A 12,038-nucleotide genomic window follows, 5' to 3' on the forward strand; every position below is an offset into this window, starting at 1 on the left:
TATCCTCGAAATAGAGTGGGAGGCTTGGTTGTATTTAAGTAACCGGTAATCTCTTCGGTCTGGAAGTTTGCTCTGAGGCCTTGGTAAAACTATCCCGTTGTCATAAGATTTATCCTGTAATAATGCGATTATACAAATCAGCATTATTATAAATGTGCTAATAAAGTATTCCATCACTTTTTTCTGTTAATAGATTTCGGTATATATTGGGTACAGTAACCGGGTAAGCGTAATTCATATAAATAAGATGTGCGATGGCTTTTCATTTTTTTAAGTTTGTTTCGGTAGAACAATTTTATGAACAGAGGCTGGGATGCACAATACAAATCAGTTGGTATTTTATGAAATAAAGATAAAATATAGATTTACAGTGAATTTATTATATGGAAAGCACCGTGGAAAAACTATCAGTAATAATAGCAGATGACCATACTTTATTTATAAACGGCTTACACATGTTGTTGCAGGGAGAGCCAGATATAGAGGTAATGAGCGTTGCAGCAACCGGTAAGGAATTATTGCATTTGTTACACACCCAAACACCAGACTTCATATTGCTTGATATCAATATGCCGGGTATGAACGGGTTCGACGTACTTAAGCGGATAAAGGATTACTATCCTAAAATTAAGGTAATCATGCTTTCCACATATAATGAGGAGCACCTGATTGAAAAAGCAAAGGCTGAAGGTGCCAGCGGCTACTTGTTCAAAAATGTCGGGAAGGCTGAACTATTACAGGTAATGCGCTCCGTAGCGCAAGGGCAACTGTGTTTTCCCTGCAAACAGCCGGTTGTTAATTCCATGCCTAATGAACCAGATCCTTTTTTAAAGCAGTTCCAGCTTACTAAGCGGGAAACTGAACTTTTACAATTTATAAAACAGAATTTTACCAACCAGCAAATGGCCGATCATCTTCACTTAAGTATTTATACTGTTGAAACACACCGTAAAAATATTATGCAAAAGCTTAATCTGAAAAATCCGGTTGAGCTTAACCGGTTTATAATGCAATATAACTTATAAAGGTTTATTGGTGAGTGGGATATAAATAGAAACAAGTGTCCCCCTGTTAGGATGCGAATCAAATTCAACCCTGCCTTTTAAAAAATTTATCCGCGACATTAGATTGTTTAAGCCCATGCCTTTAAAAATATCAGGATTGGTTGCGTCAAAGCCTATGCCATTATCTTCAATAGTGAGGCTGATGTTTTCATCGCTTCTTATAAGTGAAATGTCAACCCTGTCGGCATGAGCGTGCTTCATTACATTGTTTACACTTTCCTGTAATACCCGGTATAAAATGATCTCGATGGTATCGTCAAACGGCGAATCAAACCCCTGGCAAAAAAAGTTTATTGCAATATTATTGTTCTTGATATTCTCAATAAATTGTTTAATTACTTGTGCTAACCCTGTTTTATGAAGTGCCCAGGGCATCATATTATGTGATATCGTTCTTACCTCTTTAAATCCATAGTCAACAAGGTTAAGTGCTTTTTCAAAACGGGTTCTTTGCTCTTCATTTATGAAAGGTAATTCACTGCCTATAACTGACAGGTTTATTTTTGCCGCCGATATTATTTGGCTCACACTATCATGTAAATCCCTGGCAATTCTTTGTCTTTCACTTTCCTCAGCCGCAATTATAGCCTGCATTGCCATATTGCGCTGTTTTAGCTTGTTTTGTTTATAATAAAAAAAGCCTGTGAAGAACATTAAAAGTATAAAAACACAGATACCCGCCATCCAGTAATTACGCTTTGTTATTTCAAATTGCTGTTGCAGTACCTGGTCTTCACGTTGTTTTATTTCGTATTTTGCCTGTAGTTCATCAATGGTGCTGTTGCCTGAGGTTTTAATTGCTGCATGCTTTTTTAAATAAATCAGCGATTGCTTATAGTCGCCCAATTGCTCATACAAATCAGCTATTTCATTTGTGGCGCTTCTTTGCATATCTGCATAATTTATTTGTGTGGCAAACTGAAGGCTGTTTTTTAATGCATCGAGAGATTGTAGATATAACCGTTTGTTTTTATACAATACGCCAAGGTTAAAATAGTTAATTGAAAGCGCAAGGGTATCATTTAATGATTTTTTGACATCGATGGTTTTTAAAATTTCCTGTTCTGAGTCGTTTGGTTTAATACTTCCCATAACATCCCCCATAAATTTATGGCTGTATGCTTCAGAGGTGTTTTCATTTGTTTGCCGGGCAAGGTTTAAAGAGTCTTTTATGTCGAAAGCCTGCCTGGAGTAATTTAAGGCCTCCCGGTAATTGTTTTTTGCCTCATATAACGTCGCGGCCAGGTTTAAGGCTTCTGTCAATTCTGTACGGTCGCCGGTTTTTGGGGCGTATGAAATTGCCAGCATGCAAAATTCAAGCGCTTTTTTATGATTTTTTAATTTTACATACGCTTTCGCTAACCTGTAGTAACCATCGGTTAAAATGTACTGTTGATTTATTTTGTTGAGTGCAACGGCGGCAATGTTGTAATAATATGATGCGGAATCATATTGGTTAGTTTGGAAATAGGCTTCTCCTAAAGTTTGCGATAGTAAAGTAATTGCTTTTTTATTGTTTAGCTTATGTGCAAGGTTCAGTCCTTCTTTTGCAACAATGATGGTTTTGGTCGGATTTGTTTCAGCCGCATAGTTGGCAATCTGAGTAGCGGCGGTTAAGCGTTTTTGTGTGGGTGATTTGCTGAAAACAACCTTTTTTAAACTATCAATATTTTGACCGCAACACGGAATTACAGCCAAAATAAGCAGAAAAAACAAAGGGTATTTCATATCCGGGTTTTTGGTCCCGGTTAAAGATAGTAATTTGATATTTATCAGCAAAAGTCGTTGGGCCTGGGGTTGTTACCAGTTAATGTGTTTTTAAAATCTGGATATGAATATTATTAAAGCAGATAATACGGCTAACACGAAAAACACAATTTGCCGTTGCCTGGCACTGATAATGTTGGGTATTTTGCCTGTTCCCTGCAATTTTTCGAGCTTAAATTTATACATAGCTGATAATCCCATAAAAGTTAGGGAAACAAAGCCCGCGAGGTAATTTAAAGTACTTTCCATGGTTTTTTAATTTAGATGAAACGCGATGAATTAATTTGTTCAAAACCATTTATGGCTTTGTTTTATATTATTTCACCATCGTGCTTGACAGTACAATTTTATGGAGAGGCCGAAATTCACACAATACAAAGCAGTTGGTATTTTGGAGTAACACCATAAAGCTTATTTTTACAGATGAAATATTGGAGGTAAGTATATCATGTAGAAACACTATTTAGTATTATACAGATAGCATATATTGGAAAGCCGTGTGCCGTAATCGATAAAAAGGATTAACTTTAATAATGATTTTGCAATGTAATTCTAACCTATACCCAAAATCATTATTGCTCATTAACAATCAATAAAAATTAAATTAATAAGCTATTATTCACCAAATAAAACTGACTGATTGTATTGAAAGCAATTGCTTTCTGCATAAAGATAATTAAATGGAAATGTCATACATCGTCCAAAAAAAGGAGAGAAACCGGCGACTCAACAGCTTAATACCATGCTTTATTTGGTTATTAGTTGCCTGGGGGGGCTTAAGTAATACAATGGCCCAGAGCCGTAATAATCAGTCGGACTGGAATGTGCCGCCGCCATTAACACCTGGTACAATTACCAAAGGAAACACCCATGGCAGTGGTTCGGCGGGTAAGCCGATTGTACTTACGCTTACGGATATCCCGGTAATTGCTCAGCCCTTTGTTTCAGCAACTCAAATGCCTGTGCTGGCTGCAGTTGGCTCAACGCCGCCTGTGGTTGATGCACCTGGCCAACCCGATGTTAATGGTGCAACTGCGGGGTTACCTGAAATTCCATCGCCTGAAGCGCCCGAAGCTCCGCATTTGCCAAAGCAAACAATGCAGGACCTTCAGTTTTCAGCGGTTATGGACCTCCCTTTGCCAGAATCGCCGGAATTACCGCCAGCGCCTGTTGAGCCAACCGTATCAGGCCAGGTGAATATTATAAAGGGCCCCATTCCGATAATGCCCGATATAACAAGTACGGTACCGCTTTTACAGCCTTCCGAAAATCTTACACCCTGGTCTATCCCGGAAATTCCCGAAAGCGAGAGCTTTAAAATGATATCGCCTGCGGGAACGAAGGATGATAAGTTAAAAGGCAAACCCCAATCAAACAGGAAAAAACACTAACTGTGACATAATGTCAAATTATTAAAGGCATTATAACAAGAATACCAAAATGAAAAGTACCCCAATTGAGTTAAAATATATATTTGTTATAATATTAGCTTTTGCGAGCGGTGTTACCTATGCCCAGGGCAGATTTAAACAGGGAGATGAGTTTCAAAGGCAGGTAAATACAAAGTCAAATTGTGTTTTACAGCGCGGCAGCCAAACTTTGCGTGTTGGTTCGGTTTCAGTAGTTGTTAAAACCTACAAGGTAACCGATGCTTCTGAAAGGGGGGCCTCTTTTACTATTACTACTGATAAGCTTATCGATACCATAAATGCAATGAACCAGAACCTGGTATATAACTCAGGTAAACCTGCCGACCCAAATTCTGTTATCCAGGTTGGTTTGCAAAAGATGTTCAATAATCAATCGATAGTTTCAGTAAACAACAAAGGCGAGATCCTGAATTTAAAACGCCCGGCTGTTGCCAATGATACACTTTTATCTTTTGCCGGCATCCAGCCCGAACGGCTGTCGCCAGGGACTACAATACAGTTAATGGTTGATTTTCCGGTTGGCATCACACTTAAAAAGGGCTATTCATGGAAGGTTACTACTTCATCGGCCGAAACCAACTATACAGTTTATGCAATAAGCAGTACGACTACTGTTGTTACCTATAAAACTTCGGTTTTAGGCGGCAGCTTAAATAGCCGGATAAACGGATCAATACTCATAGATAACAATACCGGGGTTATTTTAAAACGCTATTCGCAAAGCGTTTCTACTGGCTATGAAATGGTAAATGGAATAGTTTACACCGCCACCCGTCGTACTGCAGTTACGGAGATCTGTAATAAAAAATAGACTTTTATCTCCTTTGATTTATTTAAAAAAGCGCCGCTGTAAATTTGTAGCGCATTGAAAAAGTCATCTGGTTACAGGGGATAAAAAAGGAGCAGAAATTATGAGGCCGGGTTTTTGAAAATAATGTTATCGCCTTTAAAGTATTAATATTTAGTTGTTTTTTAACCCGATCTGGTGGTTGCCATAATCGGTTAGGTATTCATTACTGATGAAAAAATCGAGACTGAAAATGGTACGGTAATCACCCGTATTATTGGGATTTTGCACTTCTGTTAGGTTTCCGGTGCTTGATGTTGTATAAGTATAAACAAATCCCTTGTTGGTAGTTACAGTTACGGTCGAATTTGCGGGAAGGCTGCCTACTGAATTGGTTGCCAGCCTGTCTTCAATTACAGTAGTTGATGGGGTGCCGGTATCAAACAAAATCTGTCCGGAGATGGTCTTTCCATTGTAAGTAATAGTTGCGGGGATATTAGGCGAGTATCCGCCGCTGTTTGAATAAGAAAGCGGGTGCATAATGAATCCAGATGATGAAAGATCGCTGTTGCTTAAGCCGATAGTTAACAGATTGCTTACATAAGTTCCACTGGTAGAAAATAAGCTTTTATTTAACGTGGCCAGCTTAAATCCGCTTGTAAGACCTGTGCCGGCGCTAAAGGATCTTAATGGGCTTTGAATCAGGCTGGTTATATAACTTGTACCGGGGCCAACACCAAAAACATCGCTGGCATGGGCCGATAATTGCGCACCAGTTTCATCAACTATTTTGTAGTATAAAAAAAATGGCACCCTTTTTAACGTAAGGTTGCCCTGTGCGTCGCCGATGGTGATATTAGCGTAGGCTAAATTGCCGTATTCTTTCGTAGAGCTTAACTGGTCGCCAAAGCTTATCGTGCCCTTGGTATTAGTAACCGTAATACCGTTCACAACCACCGAATCCCCGGTAAACTGGATGCCTGACGATGTGATCATTGATGCAGGCAGGATACCTGCGGCATCAAGTGTCATCCCTGATGAACCTGTATCAAACACGGTATAATAAGTCACTGCTTTTGTGCCTACCAGCGTAATGGGTAAAAAGATCCGTTTGTTTACCCCGCTGGCGTATTCATATAAACCAAGCGTAACAGGACTAACTTGTGTTTGAGGCGGTACGGTTTTATCTTTTTTACAGGAAGAAAAGGCAACCGTTATTAATAAACAACCAATAATTTTGGAAGTAAAAAGTAAATGTTTTGCAGTCATATATGTCTGTATATAAACCCGGTTGGTAATAATTACGATAAAAGTGCCGTTTTAGTTGAGCTTAAAATTAAGATAACAATTTGATATACCGGGTTAATGAATCGATAAAACAGGGTGTTGAACCGATTAATTATCCGGACATATAAACGGACTGAGAACGCTGCTATTGTGTTAAGTTAAAGCAAATGATTGGTTTCTTTGATAATATCCATTACAAAAGTGCTTTTTGAGTGGCCAATGCCCCTTACTTCGCTTAGTTTATTTACAAAGAACGAATGGTAACTATCCATACTTTCAGAAACAATTTTGAGCATAAAATCAAAATCGCCAGATATGTTATAACATTCTATCACTTCGTCAAATTCCAGTACAGCGTTAATAAAATCGGCACCTGCTTTGCGGCTATGTTCGCGCAGGGTTACCATGCAAATAACCATGATACGTTTGTTCAGCATCCGCTTATCTAAAATGGCGGTATAGCTTTTAATAACCCCCGCTTTTTCGAGGCGTTTAATGCGTTCATGTGCGGGCGTAGGGCTTAGGTTGATTTTAACGGCAATTTCCCGCACGGTAAGCTTGGCATTCCGTTCAACCAGCCGTAATATTTCGTAATCTTTTTCATCAAGCTGGATGCCGGCTTTTTCTTGTTCTGTTTGTGGGGCCATAACGGTGTGTTAATTGGGCGTTTGTTCTTTTAAAGCGTTTGAATTTTTAATTATGTTCCAAAATTATAATAAATAATATTGTTAATTTCTATTAATATAGTTTTGAAAGGACAAAAATCAAAATTATGGCACTAAAAAAGAACAAAGTCCTGATCATAGCCTCTATGGCCATATTTGTCGAAGCACTTGACATCGCCATCATTAACCTCACCATTCCGGCAATACAAAAGCAGTTTGTGGTCACTAACGACCAGGTTCAATGGCTTCAAACGCTCTATGTGCTATTGTACGGCGGTTTCCTGATTATAGGAGGGAAGCTGTCTGATGTTGCCGGACCAAAGAAGGTCTTTATTGCCGGTGCGGTATTATTCCTGGTAACTTCATTAGGTGCCGGCTTATCAGATACTTTTGTGTTTCTTAGTTTATCGAGGGCTGTACAAGGCTTGGCAGCAGCGTTGATCATGCCATCGGCACTTTCCATAGTAACGCATACTTTTACCGAAGAACGGGAGCGGAGCAAGGCTATCGGAATCTTTAGCTCATTCGCGGCGGTTGGTTCAGGAAGCGGCCTTTCCATAGGCGGTATTATCAGCACTTATTTAGGCTGGCATTGGGTGTTTTTGATTAATGTGCCAATACTGGTTTTTATTACTGTTATAGGCTGGCTGTGCCTGGCTAATGACGCTCCTGAACAAAGGCAGTCGTCTCCCGATCTGTTTTCGGGTATTTTATTGGTGATGGGTTTGCTGATGCTTAGTTACGGTGTACACCAGCTTGCGGATATCAAACAACAATATACTTTTATTATAATTTGTGCCATAGGCGTGGTTGTTTGCATGAGGCTGTTATATGTTCGTTTAACCCGATGTGCGAATCCGCTGATAGATCTTTCGGTTTTTAAAGCATCATCAGTTATTACCGCAAATGGCGTATTCATTTTATTAGGCGCGTTTTTTACCGGTTACCTTTTCATTATATCTCAATTATTGCAAAAAGATATGCATTACACCGCGGCACGGTCGGGCTTGTTACTGGTACCTTTTAGTTTTTTATCGGCCATGGTGGCTAAGTTTATGCTGCCAGGCATCATGAAACGGTTAACAACCGAACAAACCGGGTTGTTGGGTATGAGTTGTATGTTAACCGGGGGACTGGTTTTAATTTGTGCGGTATTCGCAGGCTACTCTCTCCCTTTACTGCTGTTATCTGCTGCTTTTATATCTGGTTTAGGTATGACCATCTGTTTTACAAGTTTGTCGGTACTTGCTGTAAAAAACATCCCCAAACAACACTACGGGTTGGCATCAAGCCTGGGTACTACCGCTTACTTTTTAGGTGCCGGAGTAGGTTTGTCTATACTCACACTATTTATGCAAAAAAGCGATGAAGGCGCTTCCGTAAGCACTTTATCGCTTGTTATACTTAGTATGTATGCTTTAACCGGTTTGCTGTGGCTCATTATTTACGTTGCAAATTCGGTAGCCAGGAACATGCAGGTATCATTAAACGAATCACAAAGGCTGCCCGACGTTTTTTAACTGGTGAATGTGCTTCTGAGTATGATAGCAAATAAGATAGAGCCATTCTAACCGGGTAAGCTCACCAAAAAAAGGAACTACCAGGTCAGTACTAATGGCATAAAGATCTTTGGAGTTAATTATTTCTCTAACCTGGGTGATAACTGTTTGTAATAATTCGATAAGCTCAGATTTATTGTGCGGCCCATCTGATGGCAATATGTTTGGTGCTGATTTGAATTTAGCCTCAAAATCAAGAAACAGGTCTTTTATCATTTTGACTTTTTCGGCCGGATCTCTTTCTGCTGCTTTGTCGGAGCCGTTAAGTACCGGGACAAGTTGTAAAGCCGATTTAAAAACATGCTCCGCTATCTGTCCGGCTGTCCATCCGCCGTGGGGTGGTACAATATTAATTTGTTGCTCATTGAATAAAGCAATGGTTGATAAAAGGTTGCTGGCAGTATCCTCAAATACTGCCAGTAAGTTAATGCGTGCATCGGTTTGGAGGGTGGTGGTTATTTGATTTTCCATGATGTTTTGAAAATGATTTATACAAATCTCCATGCAAAATCAAAATTTACACCTTGTCGTTTGTGCCATAATTGGGGTGTTTTTGCGCCATTGCGTGTGCAGGCGTTTATCTTTGCTTTTCACCCAATGAAAACCAATTACCCGAGTCGTCTTTGAATAAGGCTTCAAAGCCGTAAAACTCTTTGGTGGGGGCTTTAGTAAACTCAACGCCTCTCGCTTTTAACTCTTCGTAAGTAGCTATAAGGTCGTTGCATTCAAAAACGCCGAACCCAAAGGTACCGCGCTGTACCAATTCGCGCATTTGATGTGCCGACTGTGCGTCGAACATCATTCCCTCCGTTATGGCCATGAGTGATATTTCCAATTCGGGTTGCCCGGGAGCACACACAGTAAGCCAGCGCATTCCCGGCCCCATGGCAGCATCTGTATTTACGGTAAAGCCTAATTTGTTTACATAAAAATCATAAGCGCTGTCCTGGTCAAGTACAAATACGCTTACATGGTTTAATTTGGTTATCATGTTAATGTTGTTTGACAAACCAAAAGTCGTTATCAAAAAAGAACCGGGCTTATTGAAAATTGCGATTTCGCAGCCATTCTTTTTCCCGGGCAAAACAACCAGGTATAAATTTGAGGGGAGATTGCTGCATTTCCGCCTGCCGTTTAAGTTCTGTTTGCTGGTAGTTGGCAGGAGAACAGGAGGTGATCTTTTTAAATAAAGCAGAAAATGAAGTAACACTGTCAAAACCTACAGCATAACAAACATCAGCAATGGGAAGGCCTTTTTTTAATTGCAGCCGGGCGTTTTCAACCCGCACCTGGATGAGGTACTGATGCGGTGTTTTAGCATAGATGTTCTTAAACAACCTGATGAAATGATATTTGGAAAAATACGCCTCGTCGGCAATATCGTTCAGGTCGATCGGTTCATGATAGTTTTTATCAATGAACAACTTAGCCTGTACAAGCCTGCGGTAAAGGTATATTTTGGGTAATTGATCGGTCATTTCGGGTATAAATATCGGCTTTTATTATTTGAAAACGCGCTACCTGTTAAAACTGAACAATTGAACATGTTCGTTCTTTTTCTCCAGGATAAGGTCATGGAGAATTTCGGCAGCAATTACGCTAAAAGTGATACCATTACCTCCAAAACCAAGCGCAAAATAAGTGTCCGGTCTTTCCGGGATACAGCCAATATAAGGCAAGCCATCTTTTGTGTTTGCAAAAGCACCGGCCCAGCTAAAATCAGCTTTTAATGGGATGTGCGGCATTTTTTTGAGAAAAGCCTGCTGTAGCATATTCGCCTTTCGTTTAATAACAGAAGGCGGTATATGCGGATGATGAAACAGGTCATCGCGGCCTCCAACAAGGATCCGGTTTTCGCCTACGGCCCTAAAATACATGTAGGGTACGGCAGTTTCCCAAATCAAACTGTTCTTATACCAGAAACGTATATCGGGCAAAGGCTCCGAAACCAGTGCGTAAGTTGAGTTAATTTCGGCTATCTTTTTAGGGACGTATTTTAAACTTTCGTAACCGCATGCAATAATCAGCTTTTTAGCTTTGATAACTGAGCCATTGGCGGTTTGCAGCGTTATGCCTTGTTTATGATGCTCAATGGTTTTAATATCGGTGTTGCTGTATATTTTATGACCGGCTTTGCCAAAATTTGTAAGTAAAGCATGGGTAAGCAGATATGCATCAACCTCCCCGCCATCTGTGGAGAAAATAGCCCCGGAAGCCTTAAACCCGAATTTCTGTTCAATTTCATCAGCTTCGAGCCATTGTACCTCAAAGCCATGCTTTTTACGGAAGTTATATTCCTGATTTAGTGAATTTGTATGTGTTTTGAAGCTGGCATACTGCAAACTTGGCCTCAAGCTAAAATCAAAGGCAGGTTTAAGCGATTTACATAAATCAGCAATGTCATAAATAGCTTTGCGGCAAAGTTGATAGCTTGTTACGGCATTTGCTTCGCCAACCAGGGCTTTTAAAGTTGTAAGGGGCGTATCAATTTCATATTGCAGGAACGCAGTGCTGGCCGCGGTACTGCCCATACCAACGTGGCGCTTATCAAAAACAGCTATACTTAAACCCGAGTTGCGGAGCTGTCAGGCTGTTAAAGCGGCGCTGATGCCGGCTCCAATAATGGCCACATCCAGCTTCAAATCTTTTTGAAGAGAAGGGTAGGAGGCAATTATGCCATTTTTTATTAGCCAGTAAGGCTGTTGTTCATATAAATTCATGGATTTGAACAGCTATAGCATAACAACATGCAATCCTTTTTTAAGTTTTTTGGAGGGAAATCAAGTGTAATAACAGGGTTGTTCAGCATTTTGAGAAACCATTAAGAATTTAATTTAAGGCAATATTTTGTTAATGAGCAGATTATAGGCAGGCTTGCAAAATCTTTCAAAAAAAATTTTGCAACTTAATTTAAAATCATACTTTTGCACACCCAATCAGGGAGACGGGATGTAGCGTAGCCCGGTATCGCGCCACATTTGGGATGTGGAGGCCGCAGGTTCGAATCCTGCCATCCCGACAAAGCGATACCAAGTATCAAAACCCTCTAAATTGAATTTTAGAGGGTTTTCTTTTCTGATTGGAAAAACCATAATACCCGGCGAAAGCCAAAGCGGGATGTAGCGTAGCCCGGTATCGCGCCACATTTGGGATGTGGAGGCCGCAGGTTCGAATCCTGCCATCCCGACAAAAGTGATACCAAGTATCAAAACCCTCTAAATTGAAATTTTAGAGGGTTTTCTTTTTACAGATTCATGTTTATTTGCTTCCATGCTTGATCTTCTTTAACGGTGAGCAACCAGAGTCATTTCTTCGCTTACAAGCATATTTTGTCGCAATTCTCCCCTAAGTAGTCGTTTTTGCACGCTATCAAACCCTGAAATGAGTTCCATTTTTGTATTGATAATAAAATCAAACTTAAACGCCATGAAAAATTTACTCCATGCACTTAATGCTCTTAAATCAATACTGTTCATTGT

Annotated in this window: 13 protein-coding genes, 2 tRNA genes and 1 pseudogene; 6 read left to right on the forward strand and 10 right to left on the reverse strand. The window is 40.0% G+C overall.

Going from position 1 to position 12,038, the window contains the following annotated elements; translation table 11 throughout:
- Positions 1-383: 383 nt before the first annotated feature.
- Positions 384-1,025 carry a response regulator transcription factor gene (locus tag J3L18_RS05295; protein ID WP_129571284.1) on the forward strand — a complete coding sequence of 214 codons (642 nt, stop codon included), beginning with the start codon at positions 384-386 and terminating at the stop codon, positions 1,023-1,025.
- Here J3L18_RS05295 and J3L18_RS05300 read toward each other — a convergent pair.
- Together J3L18_RS05300 and J3L18_RS05305 are read right to left on the reverse strand one after the other, a co-directional pair.
- A complete protein-coding gene (locus tag J3L18_RS05300) occupies positions 1,020-2,792 on the reverse strand; it encodes a tetratricopeptide repeat-containing sensor histidine kinase (protein WP_129571283.1) in 1,773 nt (590 codons plus the stop codon). The genes J3L18_RS05295 and J3L18_RS05300 overlap by 6 nt on opposite strands.
- Before the next feature lie 90 nt (positions 2,793-2,882).
- Positions 2,883-3,080, reverse strand: a complete 198-nt coding sequence (locus J3L18_RS05305; RefSeq protein ID WP_091162470.1) for a hypothetical protein — start codon at positions 3,078-3,080, stop codon at positions 2,883-2,885.
- 539 nt (positions 3,081-3,619) lie between these two features.
- Between J3L18_RS05305 and J3L18_RS05310 the strand changes: the two genes are divergently transcribed.
- A complete protein-coding gene (locus J3L18_RS05310; RefSeq protein ID WP_129571282.1) occupies positions 3,620-4,222 on the forward strand; it encodes a hypothetical protein in 603 nt (200 codons plus the stop codon).
- Between the two features lie 49 nt (positions 4,223-4,271).
- Entirely contained in the window at positions 4,272-5,072 is an 801-nt protein-coding gene (locus J3L18_RS05315) for a hypothetical protein (RefSeq protein WP_129571281.1), read from the forward strand.
- A gap of 150 nt (positions 5,073-5,222) precedes the next feature.
- On the opposite strand, the gene J3L18_RS05320 is transcribed toward J3L18_RS05315, so the two are convergent.
- Entirely contained in the window at positions 5,223-6,317 is a 1,095-nt protein-coding gene (locus tag J3L18_RS05320) for a pepsin/retropepsin-like aspartic protease family protein (protein WP_129571280.1), read from the reverse strand.
- A gap of 176 nt (positions 6,318-6,493) precedes the next feature.
- Positions 6,494-6,982, reverse strand: a complete 489-nt coding sequence (locus J3L18_RS05325) for an Lrp/AsnC family transcriptional regulator (protein WP_129571279.1) — start codon at positions 6,980-6,982, stop codon at positions 6,494-6,496.
- A gap of 125 nt (positions 6,983-7,107) precedes the next feature.
- On the opposite strand from J3L18_RS05325, the gene J3L18_RS05330 reads away from it, so the two are divergent.
- Positions 7,108-8,520 (forward strand): MFS transporter, encoded by a 1,413-nt coding sequence (locus J3L18_RS05330; RefSeq protein WP_129571278.1) that lies wholly within the window; start codon positions 7,108-7,110, stop codon positions 8,518-8,520.
- Here the strand turns inward: J3L18_RS05330 and J3L18_RS05335 are convergent.
- The 5 genes and pseudogenes from J3L18_RS05335 to J3L18_RS05355 all read right to left on the reverse strand — a co-directional run bounded on the left by J3L18_RS05335 (position 8,494) and on the right by J3L18_RS05355 (position 11,279).
- Positions 8,494-9,030, reverse strand: coding sequence for a DinB family protein (locus J3L18_RS05335; protein WP_189549426.1), 537 nt, complete (start codon positions 9,028-9,030; stop codon positions 8,494-8,496). The genes J3L18_RS05330 and J3L18_RS05335 overlap by 27 nt on opposite strands.
- Before the next feature lie 106 nt (positions 9,031-9,136).
- Positions 9,137-9,550, reverse strand: coding sequence for a VOC family protein (locus tag J3L18_RS05340; RefSeq protein WP_129571276.1), 414 nt, complete (start codon positions 9,548-9,550; stop codon positions 9,137-9,139).
- Between the two features lie 49 nt (positions 9,551-9,599).
- On the reverse strand, positions 9,600-10,037 hold the full coding sequence (locus tag J3L18_RS05345) for a helix-turn-helix domain-containing protein (RefSeq protein ID WP_129571275.1): 438 nt from the start codon (positions 10,035-10,037) through the stop codon (positions 9,600-9,602).
- A gap of 39 nt (positions 10,038-10,076) precedes the next feature.
- A pseudogene (locus J3L18_RS05350) lies at positions 10,077-11,129 on the reverse strand (NAD(P)/FAD-dependent oxidoreductase); the annotation flags it as partial.
- A gap of 15 nt (positions 11,130-11,144) precedes the next feature.
- A complete protein-coding gene (locus tag J3L18_RS05355; protein ID WP_262511182.1) occupies positions 11,145-11,279 on the reverse strand; it encodes a hypothetical protein in 135 nt (44 codons plus the stop codon).
- A 225-nt stretch (positions 11,280-11,504) separates the two neighbouring features.
- On the opposite strand from J3L18_RS05355, the gene J3L18_RS05360 reads away from it, so the two are divergent.
- A tRNA-Pro gene (locus J3L18_RS05360) sits at positions 11,505-11,578 on the forward strand.
- 94 nt (positions 11,579-11,672) lie between these two features.
- Positions 11,673-11,746: transfer RNA gene (locus J3L18_RS05365), tRNA-Pro, on the forward strand.
- A 97-nt stretch (positions 11,747-11,843) separates the two neighbouring features.
- Here J3L18_RS05365 and J3L18_RS05370 read toward each other — a convergent pair.
- On the reverse strand, positions 11,844-12,035 hold the full coding sequence (locus J3L18_RS05370) for a hypothetical protein (RefSeq protein WP_189549009.1): 192 nt from the start codon (positions 12,033-12,035) through the stop codon (positions 11,844-11,846).
- Between the last annotated feature and the right edge of the window lie 3 nt (positions 12,036-12,038).

This window comes from Mucilaginibacter gossypii, assembly GCF_017569325.2.
GTDB lineage: Bacteria > Bacteroidota > Bacteroidia > Sphingobacteriales > Sphingobacteriaceae > Mucilaginibacter > Mucilaginibacter gossypii.

Excerpts from the sequence above, each read along its gene's own strand:
- J3L18_RS05295 (WP_129571284.1), top strand. The coding sequence starts at position 384 with ATGGAAAGCACCGTGGAAAAACTATCAGTAATAATAGCAGATGACCAT.
- J3L18_RS05300 (WP_129571283.1), bottom strand. The coding sequence starts at position 2,792 with ATGAAATACCCTTTGTTTTTTCTGCTTATTTTGGCTGTAATTCCGTGT.
- J3L18_RS05305 (WP_091162470.1), bottom strand. The coding sequence starts at position 3,080 with ATGGAAAGTACTTTAAATTACCTCGCGGGCTTTGTTTCCCTAACTTTT.
- J3L18_RS05310 (WP_129571282.1), top strand. The coding sequence starts at position 3,620 with ATGGCCCAGAGCCGTAATAATCAGTCGGACTGGAATGTGCCGCCGCCA.
- J3L18_RS05315 (WP_129571281.1), top strand. The coding sequence starts at position 4,272 with ATGAAAAGTACCCCAATTGAGTTAAAATATATATTTGTTATAATATTA.
- J3L18_RS05320 (WP_129571280.1), bottom strand. The coding sequence starts at position 6,317 with ATGACTGCAAAACATTTACTTTTTACTTCCAAAATTATTGGTTGTTTA.
- J3L18_RS05325 (WP_129571279.1), bottom strand. The coding sequence starts at position 6,982 with ATGGCCCCACAAACAGAACAAGAAAAAGCCGGCATCCAGCTTGATGAA.
- J3L18_RS05330 (WP_129571278.1), top strand. The coding sequence starts at position 7,108 with ATGGCACTAAAAAAGAACAAAGTCCTGATCATAGCCTCTATGGCCATA.
- J3L18_RS05335 (WP_189549426.1), bottom strand. The coding sequence starts at position 9,030 with ATGGAAAATCAAATAACCACCACCCTCCAAACCGATGCACGCATTAAC.
- J3L18_RS05340 (WP_129571276.1), bottom strand. The coding sequence starts at position 9,550 with ATGATAACCAAATTAAACCATGTAAGCGTATTTGTACTTGACCAGGAC.
- J3L18_RS05345 (WP_129571275.1), bottom strand. The coding sequence starts at position 10,037 with ATGACCGATCAATTACCCAAAATATACCTTTACCGCAGGCTTGTACAG.
- J3L18_RS05355 (WP_262511182.1), bottom strand. The coding sequence starts at position 11,279 with ATGAATTTATATGAACAACAGCCTTACTGGCTAATAAAAAATGGCATA.
- J3L18_RS05370 (WP_189549009.1), bottom strand. The coding sequence starts at position 12,035 with ATGAACAGTATTGATTTAAGAGCATTAAGTGCATGGAGTAAATTTTTC.